Raw genomic sequence first — 20,383 nt, 5'->3', positions numbered from 1 at the left:
ATTAACGCTATAATCCAAAAAAGTACCGCAGTAAAAAATGACGCCACCCCATCCACGAAAAAGTGAAAATAATTGGCATTGGGGACGATCCGTAACCCGTTAGGCTTTAGACCGTTGCATATTTCTGATATGAAAAAATAGTTGCATGCCCCATAGGCGTTCAGAAGCAGCCGTTTGCGTGATGGCGGCGTGCCGCGCGTTCGAATGCAGTAGTCAACAAACTCTTCCTTGAATTTGAATATCGGAAAAACCGAAGTCAGAAAGATCATGGCTGCCCATGATGATAGGGACGCCAAAAACACAAACCCAAGCTGGAACAAAAACAGAGTCAGCAATTCTATACTCTCGTAGTCCTCGCTAACATGCTGTTTAAATTAGCGAAACGCAACCAGACCGGGAGGGTCCGTGCCCTCTTGTTCTACTTTGGCAAACAATGCGCCAAGCCGTTCGTCCCACGCCGGGTATTGGCCGGTCCGGGCATAGGTCAGGCGCTCGGCCCCGATGGAAATGCCAAGGGGTGCGGCCTCACCGCCGATGATAATTTCTCCGATCTCGGTCCAATTGGCCGACGGGGGATAGGCAGTGGGGGCGGTTTCATCAGCATCACCGACGCGGTAGTAGACACCCATCGTCACGATGTAGTCGTCGCCAAACGGATCGGGAAAGAAAAAGCCCGAAGCATCGCGGGCGGCGAGGGCCTCGGCCTCATCGCGCAGCAGGACCTTTTGCGAGAACGGCAAGTTCATCCCATCCAGAACCGGGCGCACGTCATCGGCCTGAGGCACGCTGACAAAAGCAATGCGGGACGGGTCAAGGCTGAACTCTTCAGTCAGAAGACGCACCATAAGTTCCGTGGTGTCACGCCCGCTGACCGCGCCTTCCGGATGGCAGCCAACCTCGTGAAACAGGGGCAGGACATCGGGGCGGTTTTTTTCTTCCACATCTGCGACGCGAGCCAGTGGTTGTATGACGAAAGCGTTTGGTTGCAATTTCTTTTGCTCGAAATCGTGCCGCAGCCCGCCATTATAGTCGACGTTCCCGGTGACAATCGAAAAAGGTTGTGACTCGGAAAACCCGAGCTTGGCGAACGCGGCTTTGAGACCAGCCAGTGTTTCGGCGAACTCGGCCTCGAACGCCTCATTCTGGCCAGTTGCGCCGATAGCAAATCGCGGTAGCGCCGCACTCGCGGTGGCTGCGGTGCCTAGTTGTACCAATTTCCGACGGTTCAATCCCATCTGCGCCTCCCTTGTGCACGCACAGGGAGAGTATCACAGAAGTTTGCGGCAAAGGTTAAGGGAATCTGAAAAGCGCCGCCCGGAGGAGACAGGTTTGGCTACAGATCGCGTATCTTGTCCGCGCGCAAGGGGCAGGCAAGGTAAACGCCGAACTCTTTGCCGATATCGGCGCTGACCCGGGCGTGCACCCGGCCCTGCCGATCAAGGAAGCGTTGGTTGTCTTCGACGGGGAATATCCCTTCGTGCCAGATGCCGGGATGAATATAGAGGCCACGCGTGCCGTCACACCAGAATGCGACCACCTTTTCTGGCGTCAGGTTGTCGCCGGGCAGGGCGACAGGCACGATGAAGGGCTTGTTGTCCAGCGGCCAGAACATCTGCCCGCCATCGGGGTGGTAGTTCATGTGCCACAGTAGAACCTGATCGCGCGGTGCCGTCTGCAGGTCGGTCTGCGCCTGTTGTGGATCAGCGGACCAACCCAGAACATAGTGGCCTTTGACGGCCTCGTTCTCACCATAAAGCACGTCACCCTGCCAATCGCATTTGAACGTACCTTCGACCCAGCCGCCCTCGTCGCCGGTGCCTTCGTCAATCTGGCGCCAGCCCTGTTGGGGCCAGCGAGCTATTTCAATCTCGAAGGTATCGGGGTCATCAACCAGACAGCCATAGCCTTTGACCGACGTGTCCGTGGCCCGGATCAGCGGAACCTCGTGCCAGGGAAGGGACGGTTTTGAACTGGCCTCGAAGATATATTCAGGCGCGCTCATGATGTGCCCAGATGCCTGTCGACCATGCGCTGTACCATCGGTGCGAAATGGGTGAAATCCGGCGTGTCCATGTCAGCCCGCTTGCCCGCCTCGTCCAGATAGCGCACCTGAACGATCTCTTTCAGGTTCGGATTACTTTCGAACTCTGCGACCTCTTCAGCGCTCATCGGCCCGCCCTGTAATTCAAGCGTATGGACCGAGGCGGTGGAGAGACGGTTGAAATATTCCGGTTTGGTGGCGCAGAGATACCGCTTGGCTGCCACGTGATAGCGGCAGCAATCGGTGATAACCGAGGGGAAGAACTGTTCCAGCACCTCAGCGCCTGCATCCTCGTGATGACGGTCCTCGGTGTCATCTGGGTGATAAGTGCCGAACTCGGAGGTGAAATGGCCGATATCGTGCAGCAATGCGCCAACGATGATTTCCTCGGGCTGGCCGTTCTGCTCGGCGATCGTGGCACCTTGCAACATGTGTTCAGCCATGGTGACGGGCTCACCCAGATATTCCTCACCGCCGCGGCGGTCGAAGATATCGCCGATGAAGGCCACGATATTGTCCCGGCTCAGGGTCGAGAAATCGGGCTTCATTCTGCGGCCTCCGGTTGACTCATTTCCATCGCGGCCAATGTGGACAGCAACCCGTCCTTGTCGGCGTAACAGCCCTGCAACCAGCGTGACCCCGCACCGGAATAGCCCAGACGCGCGTGCAGCACGCGGGTGTTGTCGACGATGAAACTCTCGCCTGGTTCCAGTTTGAACGACACGCCCATGGCAGGGTCGTCGATGATCTCGCCCAATTGGCGATAGGCGGCGTAATAGGCCTCCATCTGGTCGAACGGCACGTCGACGAACGGCGCGGATGAGCGGTTGTTGAACCGGATACCGACCAATTCTCCATCCGGTGACAGCTCAATCATCGGGCGGCGTGACCGTAGGCAGATACCGTCCGAGCCCTTGTATTCGAACCGGGCGGGGTAGCCTGCCAGCAAGGCAAAACCTTCCGGGTTCTGTTCGTGCAGTTTTTCAGCAGCGCGGAAGCCGTCAACCACGATGGAATCACCACCCTCGGCGCTGTTTTCCAGGCAATACAGAATTTGCAGCGTCGGAACCGGATCACGATAGGGGTTGTCGGTATGCGCCTGCAGACCAAGGCCTGTATAGGCGAGGTTGGTCGGGTTCACCTCGGTTCGGACCTCAAAATAGGGGCCATAGTTGGTTTCGCGCACATAGCCGAACAGATCGGCGACTTTCAGCAGGGATTCCGGTTCGGTCGGGCCGCCGGTCAGCTTGGCAAAGCCGTATTCGGCCACCGCAGCTAGCCATCCGCGTTTGGCGCTGGGATTGGCGTGGACCTCATCCCAATCAGCGCTGGGCGCGTCGATGCCGCGTCCCCAGGTGGTGATGTCGGGAGCCGTCCGACCCATGGGGCGGTTTTGATCGCGGTCATAGCCGTGCTCGGCCAGCCAGTCGGCGGGAAAGGTGACGGTCTTGCCTTCTGGCTGAAAGGTGACTGTCAGATCACCATTGCTGATTTCGGCGGCGCTAACCGAAATGTCTGAGGGGATATCACCGATGGTGATCAGACGTTGGCCATTGCCGGGCGCGCGCGTTTCGGGGTCCAGCGCGTTGTCGCGTAGCCAGATGGCGTGAAAGCGAGCCTTTGTGCCGGTGTCGAATTCTACGGTCACAACCGAGGCGTCATGGGTGGCAGAGCGCAGCATGGGGGGTCTCCTGTTCAGCGCGGGCTTTGGTTGAGGAGATACGCCTCTTGTGGCATTACGACAATTAATCCTTCTTTCTGCTGAGGCTTGGAAAAACTTATGGCTAAGAAAAAGATCGGGTTGCCGCCCTTGGATTGGCTGCGCGTTTTCGAGGCGGCGGGGCGTCTGGGCGGGTTTTCGGCAGCGGCGAGGGAATTTGGTCTGACACAAGCGGCGGTAAGCCAGCGGATCGGTAACCTAGAGGCCTGGCTAGGGCGCACGTTGTTTGTGCGTGAGGCGCGTGGCGTATCATTGACTGTCGAAGGGGAAAGCTATCTGCCACTGGTGCAAGACAGTTTGCAGGCGCTTGAACGCAATACCGAGGATCTGTTTGGAAAATCCCCGCGCGAATTGCGGGTGGCCGGTTTGTCATCGCACATCCATGCGCTTGTGGTGCCAAGTCTTGCCCGGTTTCAGGAGGTGCAGCCGAAGGTGCGTGTCCTGACCGATTCCGTGGCGCGGCGGTCGTCGCTGGATGAAGAGCGGACATGGCTGCAAATCCGCTATGGTCGCGGTGCCTGGCCCGGGCGGGATTCCGAATTGATCGCAGCCGAAGTGTTGGTGCCGATGGCGGCTCCGGGTGTTGAATGGCGCGCGCCTTTGATTGATCTGCGCGGAGAACGGCCGGGGTGGCGAGACTGGGCGCGAAAGGCTGAGCAGGGCGATGTGACGACGTCGACCATTAGCTTCGATTCAATGGAACACGCGTTGTCCGCGGCACGTCAGGGCATGGGCGTAGCGTTGGGGTCGGTGCCACTGGCCAAGGCGGATCTACAGGACGGGCGGTTGCGCCGGTTGCACCTGCCCGAGCTGAAAACGAAAGATGGGTATTGGCTGACATGGCCGGAAGAACGGGCGAAATCAAAGAAGCAGCGCGCTCTGATAGCGGATTTTCTGGAAGCTCTGCGGGGATAGGCGATCAGAAATCGATCGCGATGCCTTTCTTCTCCCAATCGCCATAGCGGGCCGGGTCAGGACCGTCGCGACCGCCCAGTTCCTTTGGCATCTCTTTCGCTTTGGCCTCTGCCTTGCGACGGCGCTCTTCGGCTTCGGCCAAGGCGCGCTGGGCGGCAGGCGGCAGGTCTTTGCGGTCGTCACTCATGACTTCGGGTTCCTTTCCGTGCATGGGCTTGATATACGCCCGCGTCCGCCATTGGCAATGCGGGCGAGGATTTATTCAAAGGCGATTCCATGTCCGACAACGCAACAGCCGCCCGACGCAGCGCAATCTATCTGCTGGATCAGATACTGGGCGAAGGACGCCTGCTGTCCGAATGTCTGGCCGCCGGTGCGCTGGACCGGTTGGCCCCTGAAGATCGCGCGCGGGCGCAACGTCTGACGCTGGAAACCTTGCGCGGGTTGGAGCGTGCGGATCGTCTGCTGGAAAACCACCTGAACCGTACCCCCGCTTTGACTGTGCATAATGCCCTGCGCCTTGGCGCGGTCGAGCTGTGCCACGGTGAAGCGGCACATGGTGTGGTGAATTCAATGGTCGACATTGTAGGGCGTTCACGCAAGCACGGACGGCTGAAAGGCCTGGTGAATGCCGTGTTGCGTAAAGTGGCCGCCGAAGGGCCCGAAGCATGGCCCAAAATGCGCGTGCCGCGTTTGCCCGAATGGCTGCGTGATCCGCTGATCATGGCCTGGGGGGAGGATGCAATCGCGGGAATGGAAAAGGTGCAATTTGCCGGCGCACCGCTTGACCTGACTGTGAAGCCGGGTGCCAGCGGACCGGGTGAAGTCCTGCCGACCGGTTCGACGCGGCTGCATGATGCCGGTCAGGTCACTGCCCTTCCGGGCTATGGCAAAGGTGATTGGTGGGTGCAGGACGCGGCGGCCGCTATTCCAGTGTGCATACTTGCCCCGAAATTGGGCGAAAAGATCCTCGACCTTTGCGCCGCTCCGGGTGGAAAAACACTGCAACTAGCGGCGGCTGGGGCCGATGTTACGGCGCTCGACGTTTCGGAAACGCGATTGGCGCGGGTGCATGAGAACCTCAAACGCACCGGGCTGAAAGCCACTGTCGTCGCGGGCGACGCGCTTGAACATCAGGGCCAGTATGACGCCATCCTTTTGGACGCGCCGTGTTCTGCCACGGGAACGATCCGCAGGCACCCTGACTTGCCTTTTGCCAAAGACGGATCGGAATTCGGTGAGCTGATCGAGCTGCAGGCCCGGATGCTGGCCCACGCCTGGAGCTTGCTGAAACCCGGCGGGCGGCTGGTCTATTGCACTTGTTCTCTCCTGCCGGATGAGGGCGAGGTGCAGGTCGAAGAAGCGCTGGACCAACACCCCGATATGTCGGTGGATCGGGCGGCTTTGACCATTGCCGGAATCGAGTCCGAATGGATCACCGAGGAAGGCGGCCTGCGTCTGCGGCCCGATTACTGGGCTGATCTTGGTGGAATGGATGGGTTCTACATCGCACGCTTGAACAAATCGGCGTAGAAGCACGCTTTTCGATGACTTGACGATCGCCCCGGTCTATCGTTGGGTCTCAGGCGCCAGCAGAGCGCAAGGGGCAGAGTAACGAGCGTCATGTCGAAGACAGATACCATGACCAATCAGTGGACACGGTTTCAGAACCGTCTCTACGCGCGGCTCAGCCAGCGTCGCAAAGCGGTCTCGGGGTTTGTTGGCGAGCCGGAACCACGCACGGTCGGCTCATTTGCGCGCGGGCGTCAGTTGGTCGCCGGAAATCTGCTGTTCGCAGGCTTTTTGGTCGAGGCTCAGGATACCGAGCTGTGGGATGTGACCGCGCCCAGTACCGGTTTTGACAATGAACGCCACGGCTTTGCCTGGCTCGACGATCTGGCGGCTGTTGGCGATATGCGCGCGCGTGAAAAGGCCCAGCGGTGGGTCTGGGGCTGGATTAACGCGCATGGCCGCGGTCAGGGGCCGGGCTGGGCACCTGATCTGACCGGTCGGCGCGTTATACGCTGGATCAACCATGCGATTTTCCTGTTGCGCGGCGCAGATGAACATCAAAGCAGGATGTTTTTTCGTTCGTTGGCCCAACAGACATGGTTTTTGTCCAAGCGCTGGAAGGCAGCGACTCCCGGTCTTCCCCGGTTTGAGGCGCTTGCCGGGCTGGTGCAGGCTGGTCTGGCGCTGGAGGGGTTGGAGCAAATGGCTGATCCTGCCCTTCGTGCTTTGGCACGCGAGTGTGACAGTCAGGTAGACGAACAGGGCGGTATCCCAACCCGCAACCCCGAAGAGCTGCTTGAGGTCTTTATGCTGCTTTCATGGACCTCGGCCGCGCTCAGCGCGTTGGGCCGGGGCACGCCCGGGGCGCAGGCAAGTGCCATCAAACGCATGGCCCCCACCTTGCGCAGCCTGCGCCATGCGGACGGGGCTTTGGCCCGGTTTCACGGCGGTGGGCGCGGTGTCGAAGGGCGTTTGGATCAGGCACTGGCGCAAAGCGGTGTCAGGCCACATCACACCACGGGGCTGTCCATGGGATTTGCCCGACTTTATGCGGCCAGAACCAGCGTGATTGTGGATGCTGCCACTCCACCCAAGGGGGCGGCGTCATACAACGCCCATGCTTCGACCCTGGCGTTCGAACTGACGTCGGGCCGCAGACCACTGGTGGTCAATTGCGGATCGGGCGAAAGCTTTGGGACGGAATGGCGGCGTGCGGGTCGGGCGACACCGTCGCATTCGACACTGTGCCTTGATGGGTATTCAAGCGCTCGGCTGGCGCCACCGACGCAGGGAGCCGAACGCGAGGCACTGGTGGATGCGCCGCATGAGGTTCCCATTGATTTCGAGGATGCCTTTGAAGGCACGCGATTCATGGCCGGGCATGACGGGTATACCAAGGTCTTCGGATTGACACATGCGCGTACCTTTGAGCTGCGCTTTGATGGGCGTGAGCTGGCCTGCGAGGATATTCTGCTGACGGCCACCGACAAGGCGAAGCGCCAATTTGACAAGGCGATGGACGCCTCGGGTCTGAAGGGCATCGCCTTTGACATCCGGTTTCACCTGCATCCGGACGTGGATGCGGCACTGGATCTGGGGGGCGCTGCGGTGTCGATGGCGCTGAAAAGTGGTGAGATTTGGGTTTTCCGCCATGATGGCGTCGGAAAATTATCTGTAGAACCAAGCGTTTATTTGGAAAACGGGCGTTTAAAACCACGCGCGACAAAACAGATCGTTCTATCTGGCCGCGCAATGGAGTATGCGACGCGCATCCGGTGGACGCTGAGCAAGGCCCAGGACACAGCCTATGCCGTGCGGGATATACACCGGGACGAGCCCGAGTTTTACTGACGCCAAAAGGACCTTTGACCCCATGACCGATCTTCACCCCGTGCGCCGCGCGTTGCTTTCCGTTTCCGACAAGACCGGGCTGATCGAGCTGGGCAAGGCACTGGCCGAGCGCGGGGTCGAGCTGTTGTCGACCGGTGGTACCGCCAAGGCGCTGCGGGATGCAGGGCTTGAGGTGAAGGATGTCAGCGAGATCACTGGCTTCCCCGAGATGATGGATGGCCGTGTTAAAACACTGCATCCCATGGTGCATGGCGGTCTGCTGGCACTGCGTGACAACGAAAGTCATGTAGCGGCGATGGATGAGCACGGCATCGGTGCGATCGACCTGCTGGTGGTGAACCTCTATCCGTTCGAGGCCACGGTAGCCAAAGGTGCGGGTTACGACGAATGCATCGAAAACATCGATATCGGTGGCCCGGCGATGATCCGCGCGGCCTCGAAAAACCACGCTTTTGTGAATGTAGTTGTGGATGTTCAGGATTACGACGCGCTGCTGGCTGAGCTGGCGGCTAACGATGGGCAGACTTCCTATGCGTTCCGTCAGAACCTGGCGCAGACAGCCTATGCTCGTACCGCCGCCTATGACGCGGCCGTGTCGAATTGGATGGCCGATGCGCTGGCCGCCGAGGCCCCGCGCCGTCGCGCCTTTGCCGGAGAATTGAAGCAGACCTTGCGTTATGGCGAAAACAGCCACCAACAGGCGGTTTTCTACACCGATGGCACCAACCGCCCCGGTGTGGCGACAGCGGTGCAGCATCAGGGCAAGGAACTGAGCTACAACAACATCAACGACACAGACGCGGCATTTGAACTGGTGGCCGAGTTCGATCCGGCGCAAGGCGCAGCCTGCGCGATCATCAAGCATGCCAACCCCTGCGGTGTTGCGAAGGGCGCGACATTGATCGAGGCCTATAAGGCCGCGTTTGATTGTGACCGCACTTCGGCCTTTGGCGGGATCATTGCGCTGAACCAGCCGCTGGATGCCGAAACCGCGCAGGAAATCACCGGAATTTTCACCGAAGTTGTGATCGCTCCGGGTGCGTCAGATGAGGCCAAGGCAATCTTTGCCGCCAAAAAGAACCTGCGTCTGCTGACAACCGAAGGTCTGCCGGACGTGACCGCAGGTGGCAAAACCGTCCGTCAGGTAGCTGGTGGCCTTCTGGTGCAGGATAAGGACAACGGATTTGTCGACCTGGATGACCTGAAGGTCGTCACCAAGAAAGCCCCGACCGAGGAACAGATGCGCGATCTTCTGTTTGCGTGGAAAGTGGCGAAACACGTCAAATCCAATGCCATCGTCTATGTCAAAGACGGAGCAACCGTGGGTGTGGGTGCCGGGCAGATGAGCCGCCTGGACTCGGCGATGATTGCAGCGAAGAAAGCCGAGCGTATGGCTGATGCTCTGGGCTTGGCCCAACCACTGACAATCGGTTCCGCCGTGGCGTCGGATGCGTTTTTCCCGTTCCCGGACGGTCTGATGGAAGCGGCCGAGGCCGGCGCGACCTGTGTTATCCAGCCGGGTGGCTCGATGCGCGATGACGAGGTGATCGCAGCCGCGGATGAGGCCGGTCTCGCCATGGTCTTTACCGGCATGCGCCACTTCCGCCACTGATGCGCTTTCGTCTGCTTCTCTGGGCCGTACTGGCTGCGTTACTGATCGACCAGATCAGCAAGTATCTCGTCGTTCACGTTATGCGTGTGGCTGATGGGAACATTGATGTTCTGCCGCCGCTGCTGGTGTTCAAATACGGTGAGAATCGGGGCATCAATTTCGGCTTGTTTCAGGGCAATACCGATGCTGCCCGATGGGCGTTGATCGGTGTTTCCATGGTCATCGCAATCGGTGTGCTGATCTGGCTTATGCGCACAGCCCCGTCGAAACTGATGCTGGTTTGCGGCGGGTTGCTGATTGGAGGGGCGCTGGGCAACGTCGTGGATCGCCTGCTTTATGGTTATGTTCTGGATTTCCTGAACATGTCCTGTTGCGGCATCAACAACCCTTTCGTGTTCAACCTTGCTGATGTGTTCATTTTTGCGGGAGCGATTGGTCTGGTGCTGTTCGAAGGCAAAAAGGCCTCGTGACGTGCCATTTGAAATGCGATAAAAGCGCCTGAAACAGGCTGGAGACTCTGATGCGGCTGCCGCGTTCCATATTTGCTTTGACATTGGCCTTTGCGGCTGCGGGCTGTTCCGATATCGGATTGCGCCACTTGGAAGCGCCCGGGCAGGGGCCGGACGAATTCTCGGTCCTGCCTGTCAAACCACTGACTCAGCCCAAGGATTACGCTTTTCTGCCTGCGCCCACTCTGGGTGGTGAGAACCTGACCGATCCGAACCCTAAGGCCGAAGCTGTCGTTGCCCTTGGCGGGAACGAATCTTCGCTGAATGCAAATACGGCCATCCCGTCCACGGACGCCGCCCTTGTGACGGCCTCCAGCCGGTATGGGGTTCCGGCAAATGCCCGGCAGGTGGTTGATGCCGAGGATGCAGAATTCCGCAGAAAGCAGAGCCGCCTGACGCGCTTGCGCTTGTTCAACGTGGATCGGTATTCGCAGGTCTACCGCCGCGAAACGTTGAATCCCGACCGTCAGAATGAGGCAGCACGCCAAGCCGGGATAGAAACACCTTCGGCGCCACCGGTAGATGAATAATCTTTAACTTTTCGTCATTGGCCTTGAACCCGCGTGGCGCCACCGTAGTTTGAACAGCATAAATCAAACGGAGGACGCCCTATGGTTCGGGCCCTGGCATTGTCGGCAGCCCTGATGGCCGCAACCCCTCTTGCTGCAAGCGAGGGGCACGAAGCGGTCACGACCTTTACGTTGGACAACGGCATGGATGTCGTCGTGATCGAGGATCACCGCGCCCCTGTTGTGCAGCATATGGTCTGGTATCGCGCAGGGTCAGCAGATGAGCCCGTGGGATCATCGGGCGTAGCGCATTTCCTGGAACACCTGCTGTTTAAAGGCACTGACACTTTGGCCCCGGGCGAATTTTCGGCCACTGTTGCGGCCAATGGCGGCACCGACAACGCGTTCACGTCGTACGACTACACTGCATATTTCCAAAGGGTTGCCGCCGACCGGCTGGAATTGATGATGCGGATGGAAGCGGATCGGATGCGCAATATTCGCCTGAGCGAAAATGATATTGTCACCGAACGCGACGTGATCCTTGAGGAACGCAACCAGCGCACGGACAACAGCCCGCGTGCCCTGTTCGGTGAACAGATGAGCGCGTCGCAATACCTCAACCATCGCTACGGCGTGCCAATCATCGGCTGGCGGCACGAGATGGAAACGCTGGACATGGAGGACGCGCTGTCCTTCTACCAGACCCACTACGCGCCCAATAACGCCATTCTGGTCGTCACCGGTGATGTCGAACCTGACGAGGTCAAATCGCTGGCCGAGCAGTATTACGGCGTGATCCCCGCCAACCCTGACCTGCCAGAACGGGTCCGGTCGCAGGAACCGCCGCAAACGGCAGAACGCCGTCTGACATACAAAGACGCGCGCGTGTCGCAGCCCTATGTGCAGCGCAGCTATCTGGCACCCGAGCGTGATCCGGGCGAACAGGAAAAAGCGGCTGCTCTGTTTTTGTTGGCAGAACTGTTGGGCGGAAGCACGACATCCTACCTGAACGAAAAGCTGCAGTTCGAGCAGCAGAAGGTTGTCTACACCGGGGCGTTCTATCGGGGTGTCTCGCTGGATGATACGACCTTTGACCTGATCGTCGTCCCGGCTGCAGGCGTTTCCCTGCAAGAGGCCGAAGATGCAATGGATCAGGTGGTTGCCGACTTCATTGCTGAGGGTGTGAACGAAGAAGACCTTGACCGGATCAAGATGCAGCTGCGGGCGTCGCAGACCTATGCGCGCGACAATGTGGATGGGATTGGCAACCGCTATGGCCGCGCACTGACCAGCGGCCTGACAGTTGAGGACGTGCAGGCCTGGCCCGATATTCTGCAAGCTGTCACTGGGGATGAGATCATCGCCGCTGCCCGCGAGGTAATACAACCGGAAACATCGGTCACCGGCTGGCTAATGCGCGATGACGAGGTGACGCAATGAAACGGATATTCGCAACCCTGATCGCGTTCGTTGTCGCTCTGCCCGTGTGGGCCGATATCGAGATCGAAGAGGTTACTTCTCCTGGTGGTATCACCGCCTGGCTGGTCGAGGATCACTCGATCCCCTTCACCGCGCTGGAGCTGCGTTTTCGCGGCGGCACATCGCTGGATGACGCGGACAAACGCGGTGCGGTCTACCTGATGAGCGGCCTGATTGAGGAAGGCGCAGGTGACATGGATGCCCGCACCTATGCGCGTGAGCTGGAATCGCTGGCGGCCTCGTTCCGGTACGGTGCAACCGATGACTCGGTGTCGATCACCGCGCAGTTCCTGACCGAGAACCGGGACGACGTGATCGACTTGCTGCGCACCACCATTCACGAGCCGCGCTTTGATCAGGATGCAGTGGACCGGGTAAAGGCGCAGGTGTTGTCCGGCCTTAAATCCGATCAAACCGACCCGAATGACATTGCGGGTCGTAACTTTGCCCAAATGGCCTACGGCGATCACCCTTACGGCACCGAAGGTAAGGGTACGATCGAAAGCGTGACCGCCCTGACGCGCGATGACGTGGTCACCGCCTATGAGGATGTCTTTGTCCAAGACCGGATGTATGTCGGCGCAGTGGGTGACATCACCCCCGAAGAGCTGGGCGCGTTGCTGGATAAACTGCTGGCCGACCTGCCAAAAACTGGAAAGCCGATCCCTGAACGTGCCGATGTGTCCATCCCCGGTGGTGTCAGCGTTGTCGAGTTCGACACGCCGCAATCTGTGGCCCTGTTCGGACATGCCGGCATTGACCGCGATGATCCCGATTTCTTTGCCGCCTTTGTCCTGAACCACATCCTTGGCGGGGGCGGGTTTGAAAGCCGCCTGATGCAGGAAGTTAGAGAAAAGCGTGGCTTGACCTACGGAATCGGCACTTATCTGGTGCCCAAGGACCTGGCCTCGGTCTATCTGGGGTCCGTGTCGTCCAGCAATGATCGCATTGCCGAAGCGGTCGAGGTGATCCGCGACGAGTGGGCTCGTGCCGCGTCCGAAGGTGTAACCCAAAAAGAACTGGACGATGCCAAAACCTATCTGACGGGCGCTTACCCGCTGAGGTTTGATGGCAATGGCCAGATCGCGGGGATCATGGTCGGGATGCAGATGGAAGACCTGCCCATCGACTATATCGCCACCCGCAACGACAAGGTGAATGCGATCACGCTTGAAGAGATCAACCGGGTCGCCAGCGAATTGCTGGACCCTGATGGGCTCCACTTCACCATTGTCGGCAAGCCCGAGGGTCTGGATGGCTAAACCCGTTCAGGCCGCGACGGGCTGTTTCTGTGCCCGAAGCGTATGCTTGTTGCTGTTCAGAAGCTTTTGCCGCGCATGCCTGAAATGCGCAGCTTTGAGCGCATCGTCGATATAGCGGTTGCGGCGTAGCAGGCGGGACAGACGGAAATTGTTGAACACCAGGCAGGTTGTCGGCTCTGAGGCGATGACGGTGGCCGTTGCGGGTAGGCCAAGGCCGAATGTCAGCTCTCCTAGTGTCTCGTCCGAGCCGCAAATATTGATGACCTGACCATTTTGAAGGATGGTTGTTCGGCCGCTCAGGACATAGCCAAGGAAATCTGTTGTTCTAGCTTCTTCGATCAGAATGTCGCCTTTGGCGAACTCCTGAACCGACGCAGTGTTCAATAGCTTTCGGGCATGATGCGGTTTCAGTGACCCAAGATGATGTGAGATGAACTGGCGCTCGGCTGCGGAAAAGCGAATGAGATGCCGCGAAAGGTATCCGCGCAGCAATCCGATGACCGAGATCGCGATATAGGCCATCTGTATGATCGAACCGGCAAGATTGAATTCTTCAACCATGCTGATCAGAACGCAGGTTGCAGCAACGATAACTAGAACCGGGTAGAGCACGCCATTGCCGCGGACTATGCCGATTTGCAGTAAAAAGTAGTTCAGAATGTAAAGGCCAGCCCCGGCTACGCCGATCATGGTGGCCAATTCGACAAACTCGGTAAATTCAAATGGACTATTCAGCATGTAAGGACCCACCCTCGCAATGAATGGGTCTTACGCTGTGCCAATTACGTGAAGCCGTAAATGAACAACCTCACAGGTTAATGGGTCTTATGAGCGTGCTTTCGCCTGCGCGCGCAACATTTGCCCCATCATCTGGCCGAACTTGCCCGAACCACGTTGGTACAACGCGCCATCGACGGCCAGAACCGTGCCGCTGATATAGCTAGCCAGATCAGAACTTAGGAACATACAGGCGTTCGCCACGTCCTGCGGCTGACCCCAACGGCCCAAGGGGACGTCCTTGCGCAACGCTTCTCCGGCATCTGGCGTAGGGGCCAAACGCTTGGCCCCTTCAGTGCCTTCGATAAAGCCCGGCACGACCGAGTTCACGCGGATACCCTCGACGCCCCATTCCATCGACAGGGTGCGGGTGATCTGATCCACGCCTGCCTTGGCGGCACAGACATGGGTCTGGCCTTCGTAAGGCAGGTAGGATTGAGGGGCCGAGATGTTGATGATGCTGGCACCCGGACGCTTGAGGAAAGGATAGGCCCCCTTCATCACGTGGATCGTGCCCATCAGGTCGATATCGATCACGGTCTTGAACGCATTGACCGACATCTCTGCCGCCAATGCCGGGAAGTTGCCCGCCGCGCCCGATACCAGCACGTCGAAGTCACCGAACGCGTCGTGGAACTGTTTCAGCCCGTTTGCCACGGCCTCCGGGTCACGTACATCGAACGCCGCGCCAATGGCGTCCTGTGCGCCCGCTTCTTTCAGCGCGGCAACAGTGTCATCGACCTTTTCCTGCGACCGGCTGGCGACGGCCAGTTTGGCACCCGAGGCCGCAAAGGCCTCGGCAATGCCGCGATTGATACCGCTGGTTCCGCCAATGACGATGACGGTTTTTCCTGAAAAGTCCATGTAGGCCTCCCTTGGCGGGGAGCCCTACTCGCCGTAGGGCACCCAGATGTTTTTGACTTCGGTCGCAGCCTGCAGGAAGCGGCGGGAATGGTCCACGCCCCAATCGATTGCCGTCGCGTTATTCACCCAGGTCCGTTTCAGGTTCCCGGCCGAGACGACCTCGATCTCTTTCGACAGGTCAGTGGACGAGAACGACCAGACAGCATCGACGTTCAGGTGCGATGCCAGCGGTTTCGCCAGTTCCGCGTGGCTGCCGGTTAGGATGTTGACCACGCCAGCGGGGACGTCAGACGTCTCAAGGATCTGGTAGAAATCAGTCGCTGCCAGAGGGTAGGGCTCTGAGGCCACCAGGACTGTCCGGTTCCCCATCGCAATCGCCGGGGCCATGGCCGAGACCAGACCCAACAGAGGTGCCTCATCCGCGCACAGCGCGCCGATGACACCCACGGATTCCTTCATGGCAATCGCCACGCCACGGATCGGAACGCCGTGCACCTGACCGTCATATTTGTCGGCCCAAGCGGCGGCGGAGAACAGGCGTTGGATTGAAGCTTCGACCTCTTTCGCACCGTCTTTCTTGCCGGTCATTGCGTCGATGCGAGCGGCAAACTCGTCGGCGCGAGCCGAGAGGTTTTCGCCGATGTAATAAAGGATCTGTGCCCGCAGATGGCCGGTGGTCTTGGACCAACCTTTGGCCCCTGCCGCAGCTTCAACCGCATTGCGGACGTCCTTGCGATTGGCGAGGCCCACGTGGCCCAACAGCCCGGATTTACCCCAGACGGGTTTCGAATAGCCGCTATCGGGCCGTGCCTGCTTGCCTCCGACATACATCTTGGCGGTACGGTCAATCGGATCGACCGGAGAGCCCTCGCCGATGGCCGCTTCGACCTTCGCCAACGGCTTAGCTTTGCCTTTGAGCCTGGTATAGGCCGTCAGCCCTTCCCAGCCGCCTTCACGGCCAAAGCCGCTTTCGCGCACGCCGCCGAAACCAGCGGCCGCATCAAACAGATTGGTGGCATTAACCCAGACGACACCCGCAACCAGCTTGGGCGCGATATCCAGTGCAAGGTTTACATTCTCGGTCCACACGGTCGCAGCCAACCCGTAACGGGTGTTGTTGGCCAGCTCCACCGCCTCTTCCGGCGTGCGGAAGGTTGAGGACACCAGCACCGGGCCAAAGATTTCTTCCTGCATCAGCGGGTCGGAAGTTTCGAGGCCCGAGATCAGCGTGGGTGGGTAATAACATCCGTTCGCAGGCAGATCGCACGCGGCTTGGTGCACGTGACCAGCGGTGTTGCTTTCGACCATGCTTTTGATGGTTTGCAGTTGGACCGGGTCTACAACCGCGCCCACATCAATGCATTTATCCAGCGGATCGCCGATGCGCAGCTTGTCCATCCGTGCGCGCAACTTGTCGTGAAAGCGATCAGCGATGCCTTCCTGCACCAACAGGCGCGAGCCCGCACAGCAGACCTGCCCTTGATTGAACCAGATCGCGTCGACCAGACCTTCGATGGCACTGTCGATATCGGCATCATCAAAGACGACGTAGGCCGACTTGCCGCCCAGCTCCAATGTCAGTTCCTTGCTGGAACCCGCGGTTGCTTCACGGATGCGGCGGCCCACAACGGTCGAGCCGGTAAAGGCGATCTTGTCCACGTCCGCGTTCACGATCATCTCGCCCACGGCGCCGTCACCAGTGACGATGTTGACTACGCCTTTGGGCAGCCCGGCCTGTGTGCAAATGTCAGCAAACAAAAGTGCGGTCAGCGAAGTGTACTCGGCTGGCTTCAGAACCACGGTGTTGCCCATCGCAAGTGCCGGCGCAATCTTCCACGCCAGCATCAGCAACGGGAAGTTCCACGGGATGATCTGCCCGCAGACGCCCAACGCCTCAGCATCGGGCAGTTCGCTTTCCATCAGCTGCGCCATGCCCGCGTGGTAGTAGAAATGTCGCTGCGCCAACGGGATGTCGATGTCGCGTGATTCACGGATCGGCTTGCCGTTGTCGAGGCTCTCAAGCACTGCAAACAGGCGCGAATGCTTCTGCAACAGGCGCGCGATGGCATAGAGGTACCGCGCACGGGCTGCACCGCCCAGCTTCTCCCATTTCGGTTGCGCCTTTCGGGCGGCAGAAACGGCAGCATCCACATCGGCCTGTTTGGCTTGCGTCAGCTTGGCCAAAACCTCTCCGGTCGCCGGGTTGCGGCTGTCGAACCCTTTGCCGGGTTTGGTGAACGCACCATCGATATAGTGACCGAACTTGTCGCCCTGATCGACCAGCCAGGCCAGAGCCTCGGCGGCACTTTCGGGGGCAGGGCCGTAATCCATGGTTTCGAATATCTCTTTGACTGTCATTGTTTTTGTCCTCAGCCCATGGAGTGACGGTAACCGGCGGAGTATGCGCCAGTTACATAGTGTTCCAACTGCCGCTCGATGTCGCCCAACAAGGACGACGCGCCAAAACGGAACAAGTCCGGCTCCAGCCAGCGGTCGCCCAGTTCGTCCTTGATCAGCGACAAATAAACCAGCGCGTCCTTGGCCTTGGATATGCCGCCTGCCGGTTTATAGCCGACCCGGTGTCCGGTGCGGTCATAATAGTCGCGGATCGCGCGGATCATGACCAGCGAAACCGGCAAGGTAGCGTTGACGCTTTCCTTGCCGGTCGAGGTCTTGATGAAATCCGCCCCGGCCATCATGCAAACCAGCGAAGCACGCGCGACGTTGCGCAGGCTGCCCAGCTCTCCGGTGGCGAGGATGGCTTTGACATGTGCATCGCCGCAGGTGACGCGGAAAGCCTTCATCTCATCATACAATGCCTGCCAGTCACCCGACAGGACATGGCGGCGCGAGATCACGATGTCGATCTCTTCGGCCCCGGCCTTTACGCTTTCTTCGATCTCGGCCACGCGCAGATGGAATGGCGATAAACCAGCCGGGAAGCCGGTGGAAACCGCGGCAACAGGTATGCCGGTGCCATGCAGCGCGTCTGCGGCGGTTTCGATCATGTCGTGATAGACGCAAACGGCCCCGGTTGTGATAGGCGGCATATCCAGCGCCTTCAGAACCGAAGGTGCAACGGGTTGCCGTGCCTTGGCACACAGACGGCGGACTCGACCAACCGTGTCGTCACCCGACAGGGTGGTCAGGTCGATCATCGTGACCGCCTTTAACAGCCATGCGGCCTGATATTCTTTTTTGACGGACCGACGACCGGGCAGGGTCGCGGCGCGGCGTTCAATGGCCGAAGTATTGACCTGCACGGCGCGTACCCAGTCCAGATCAAGATCCATACCGGGGTTTCTGGGCTCGGTCACTTGCGGCAGATGCGCGGTGCGCACGGGGCTTTCTGAGCTCTGCGTTTCCATCTTCACATCCTTTGGGAGGTTTGCGCCAAATTCGCACGGCTTGGCGCTAATTGGAAGGCATAGCGGCCTTCCGTGTGCAATTTTTTTGACCAAATGGACAAATTTGAGGTTTTCTTGCGAATAATTCGCAATAGCGTTGACTTAGTTGCGAATGGTTCGCATATTCATTCTCAAGAGGATACCTAAATGGGGTCAGAAATGATTCGTCGTAGTTTTCTTGCGGTTATGGCTTTTGCCGCCGCTTTGCCCCTCGCGGCATGGGCCGAGGCGCCGCTGAAGGTTGTTGCCACCACGGGCATGATCGCTGATGCGGCACGTCAGATCGGTGGCGATCAGGTTGAGGTCAAGGGCTTGATGGGCCCGGGCGTCGACCCGCATGCCTATCGTCAGACCCGCAGCGACATCGTTGCTATGACCCGGGCGGATCTGATCCTGTGGCACGGTCTTTACCTTGAAGCGCAGATGGAAGACTTCTTCCATGATCTCGGACGTAAACGTCCGGTCGTGGCTGTGGCCGAAGGTGTCGATAAGTCCAAACTGCGCGCGCATGACGACTATGCCGATAAGTATGACCCGCATGTATGGATGAGCCCGGCAGTTTGGCGCGATGTGGTGGTCGAGGTTCAAGAAGCCCTGACAGAGGCCCGCCCCGAGGCTGCTGATTTTTTCGCCGCGAACGCGCAGACACATCTGGCCGAGATTGATCAGTTGGAAGCCTACGGCAAACAAGTGCTGGCCGACGTACCGGAAAACAACCGTGTGCTTGTAACGGCGCATGACGCCTTTGGCTATTTCGGTGAGGAATACGGCTATGAGGTGCTTGGTATACAGGGCATCTCGACCCAGTCCGAAGCCGGTCTGAACCGGATTGGCGAGCTGGTCGATACCTTGGTGGATCAGCAGCTGACGGCAGTCTTCGTGGAAAGCTCGGTTTCTGATCGGTCCATGCGCGCGCTGATCGAAGGGGCCGCGGCCAAAGGCCATGATGTTGGCATCGGCGGAGAGCTGTATTCCGACGCAATGGGTGAACCGGGCACCTATGAAGGCACGTATATCGGGATGCTGGATCACAACATCTCTGTGATTGCCGGAGCGCTGGGCGCAGACGTGCCCGAACGCGGCATGAACGGCAAATTGTCGGCGGGGTCTTGAACGATGCTGTCGCTGGCTGCGCATCAGGGTGCTTCGGTTGCTGAAAAAATTACAAAGGACTGCCCGCTGGCCATTCGCGGCCTGACTGTCTCATACGGTCAGAAACCTGCCGTGTTTTCGGTGGATATGACCGTGCAACCCGGCGCGATGACGGCGATCATCGGCCCGAACGGGGCGGGGAAGTCTACGCTTCTGAAGGCGGCGCTGGGCATCGTTTCGCCCCTGTCCGGGCAGGTGTCCGTCTTTGGTGAACCGCTGGAGAAACAGCGTGCACGAATTGCCTATGTGCCGCAACGAGCAAGCGTCGACTGGGATTTTCCGACGCGCGTGATTGATGTTGTGTTGATGGGTCTGTCCCGCGAGCTGGGCTTGCTGGGTCGTGTCCGTGCCCGGCATATGTCCCGGGCCATGGACTGTCTTAACCGGGTCGGGATGCGCGATTTTGCCGATCGTCAGATTGGTCAATTGTCCGGCGGCCAGCAACAGCGCGTTTTTCTTGCCCGTGCTCTGGCGCAGGATGCTGATCTTTATCTGTTGGATGAGCCATTCGCAGGTGTCGATGCAGCGACGGAAAAAGCAATCATCGCAGTGCTGAAGTCGCTGAAAGAGGCGGGCAAGACCGTTGTTGTCGTGCATCACGATCTGGCCACGGTGACTGATTATTTCGACCATGTATTCCTGATCAATACCCGCAAAGTGGCCGAGGGAACTGTGGCCGAGGCCTTTACCGCCGAAACCCTGCAATCGGCGTATGGCGGCCGTTTGGCCACTGCGCAGATCGACCAGATTTCGCGCGCATTGGGGTAAAT

General features: G+C 59.2%; 19 protein-coding genes. 10 read left to right on the top strand and 9 right to left on the bottom strand.

Going from position 1 to position 20,383, the window contains the following annotated elements:
* Positions 1–374: 374 nt before the first annotated feature.
* The 4 genes from AC2FJE_RS04370 to tmpA all read right to left on the bottom strand — a co-directional run bounded on the left by AC2FJE_RS04370 (position 375) and on the right by tmpA (position 3,722).
* Positions 375–1,235, bottom strand: a complete 861-nt coding sequence (locus AC2FJE_RS04370) for a hypothetical protein (protein WP_496755341.1) — start codon at positions 1,233–1,235, stop codon at positions 375–377.
* Positions 1,236–1,333: 98 nt separating this feature from the next.
* Positions 1,334–2,002, bottom strand: coding sequence for an ureidoglycolate lyase (locus AC2FJE_RS04365; RefSeq protein WP_109313582.1), 669 nt, complete (start codon positions 2,000–2,002; stop codon positions 1,334–1,336).
* The gene (gene tmpB / locus AC2FJE_RS04360; protein WP_282170215.1) at positions 1,999–2,589 is read right to left on the bottom strand and encodes a (R)-1-hydroxy-2-trimethylaminoethylphosphonate oxygenase; all 591 of its coding nucleotides are present in this window, start codon (positions 2,587–2,589) and stop codon (positions 1,999–2,001) included. The genes AC2FJE_RS04365 and tmpB overlap by 4 nt, the downstream gene beginning before the upstream one ends.
* On the bottom strand, positions 2,586–3,722 hold the full coding sequence (gene tmpA, locus AC2FJE_RS04355; protein WP_058274955.1) for a 2-trimethylaminoethylphosphonate dioxygenase: 1,137 nt from the start codon (positions 3,720–3,722) through the stop codon (positions 2,586–2,588). The genes tmpB and tmpA overlap by 4 nt, the downstream gene beginning before the upstream one ends.
* Before the next feature lie 99 nt (positions 3,723–3,821).
* Here tmpA and AC2FJE_RS04350 point away from each other — a divergent pair, with 99 nt between their 5' ends.
* Positions 3,822–4,676, top strand: a complete 855-nt coding sequence (locus AC2FJE_RS04350; RefSeq protein ID WP_496755340.1) for a LysR family transcriptional regulator — start codon at positions 3,822–3,824, stop codon at positions 4,674–4,676.
* A 4-nt stretch (positions 4,677–4,680) separates the two neighbouring features.
* Here AC2FJE_RS04350 and AC2FJE_RS04345 read toward each other — a convergent pair whose 3' ends face one another.
* Positions 4,681–4,863: a DUF1674 domain-containing protein gene (locus tag AC2FJE_RS04345; RefSeq protein ID WP_170550772.1), complete on the bottom strand. Its 183-nt coding sequence runs from the start codon at positions 4,861–4,863 to the stop codon at positions 4,681–4,683.
* 89 nt (positions 4,864–4,952) lie between these two features.
* Here AC2FJE_RS04345 and AC2FJE_RS04340 point away from each other — a divergent pair, with 89 nt between their 5' ends.
* From AC2FJE_RS04340 to AC2FJE_RS04310, 7 genes are all read left to right on the top strand, one after another.
* Positions 4,953–6,209: an RsmB/NOP family class I SAM-dependent RNA methyltransferase gene (locus tag AC2FJE_RS04340; protein ID WP_496760675.1), complete on the top strand. Its 1,257-nt coding sequence runs from the start codon at positions 4,953–4,955 to the stop codon at positions 6,207–6,209.
* 90 nt (positions 6,210–6,299) lie between these two features.
* Complete coding sequence (locus tag AC2FJE_RS04335; RefSeq protein WP_496697185.1) at positions 6,300–8,039, top strand: heparinase II/III family protein; 1,740 nt, start codon at positions 6,300–6,302, stop codon at positions 8,037–8,039.
* Positions 8,040–8,061: 22 nt separating this feature from the next.
* A complete protein-coding gene (purH, locus tag AC2FJE_RS04330) occupies positions 8,062–9,651 on the top strand; it encodes a bifunctional phosphoribosylaminoimidazolecarboxamide formyltransferase/IMP cyclohydrolase (protein WP_496760674.1) in 1,590 nt (529 codons plus the stop codon).
* Entirely contained in the window at positions 9,651–10,121 is a 471-nt protein-coding gene (lspA, locus tag AC2FJE_RS04325) for a signal peptidase II (RefSeq protein WP_496760673.1), read from the top strand. The genes purH and lspA overlap by 1 nt, the downstream gene beginning before the upstream one ends.
* Before the next feature lie 50 nt (positions 10,122–10,171).
* Positions 10,172–10,690, top strand: coding sequence for a DUF3035 domain-containing protein (locus tag AC2FJE_RS04320; protein ID WP_109313574.1), 519 nt, complete (start codon positions 10,172–10,174; stop codon positions 10,688–10,690).
* 81 nt (positions 10,691–10,771) lie between these two features.
* Entirely contained in the window at positions 10,772–12,112 is a 1,341-nt protein-coding gene (locus tag AC2FJE_RS04315) for a M16 family metallopeptidase (protein ID WP_282170221.1), read from the top strand.
* Positions 12,109–13,413: a M16 family metallopeptidase gene (locus tag AC2FJE_RS04310; RefSeq protein WP_496760672.1), complete on the top strand. Its 1,305-nt coding sequence runs from the start codon at positions 12,109–12,111 to the stop codon at positions 13,411–13,413. Before AC2FJE_RS04315 ends, AC2FJE_RS04310 begins: the two co-directional genes overlap by 4 nt.
* Before the next feature lie 6 nt (positions 13,414–13,419).
* Here the strand turns inward: AC2FJE_RS04310 and AC2FJE_RS04305 are convergent, their stop codons facing one another.
* The 4 genes from AC2FJE_RS04305 to deoC form a co-directional block, all read right to left on the bottom strand.
* Positions 13,420–14,151 carry a cyclic nucleotide-binding domain-containing protein gene (locus tag AC2FJE_RS04305; protein WP_282170223.1) on the bottom strand — a complete coding sequence of 244 codons (732 nt, stop codon included), beginning with the start codon at positions 14,149–14,151 and terminating at the stop codon, positions 13,420–13,422.
* A gap of 87 nt (positions 14,152–14,238) precedes the next feature.
* Positions 14,239–15,054 (bottom strand): SDR family oxidoreductase, encoded by an 816-nt coding sequence (locus tag AC2FJE_RS04300; protein WP_496760671.1) that lies wholly within the window; start codon positions 15,052–15,054, stop codon positions 14,239–14,241.
* Between the two features lie 24 nt (positions 15,055–15,078).
* Positions 15,079–17,412: an aldehyde dehydrogenase family protein gene (locus tag AC2FJE_RS04295; protein ID WP_496760670.1), complete on the bottom strand. Its 2,334-nt coding sequence runs from the start codon at positions 17,410–17,412 to the stop codon at positions 15,079–15,081.
* 11 nt (positions 17,413–17,423) lie between these two features.
* Positions 17,424–18,422: a deoxyribose-phosphate aldolase gene (deoC, locus tag AC2FJE_RS04290; protein ID WP_472722728.1), complete on the bottom strand. Its 999-nt coding sequence runs from the start codon at positions 18,420–18,422 to the stop codon at positions 17,424–17,426.
* A 198-nt stretch (positions 18,423–18,620) separates the two neighbouring features.
* On the opposite strand from deoC, the gene AC2FJE_RS04285 reads away from it, so the two are divergent.
* Both AC2FJE_RS04285 and AC2FJE_RS04280 read left to right on the top strand, forming a co-directional pair.
* Entirely contained in the window at positions 18,621–19,574 is a 954-nt protein-coding gene (locus AC2FJE_RS04285) for a metal ABC transporter solute-binding protein, Zn/Mn family (protein WP_472724640.1), read from the top strand.
* A 3-nt stretch (positions 19,575–19,577) separates the two neighbouring features.
* Positions 19,578–20,381, top strand: a complete 804-nt coding sequence (locus tag AC2FJE_RS04280; protein ID WP_058274943.1) for a metal ABC transporter ATP-binding protein — start codon at positions 19,578–19,580, stop codon at positions 20,379–20,381.
* Positions 20,382–20,383: the final 2 nt, after the last annotated feature.

It is taken from the genome of Ruegeria sp. CDSC002 (assembly GCF_059610905.1).
The sequence above is the reverse complement of the archived record's forward strand: the minus strand, read 5'-3'. Positions and strand labels throughout refer to the sequence as shown.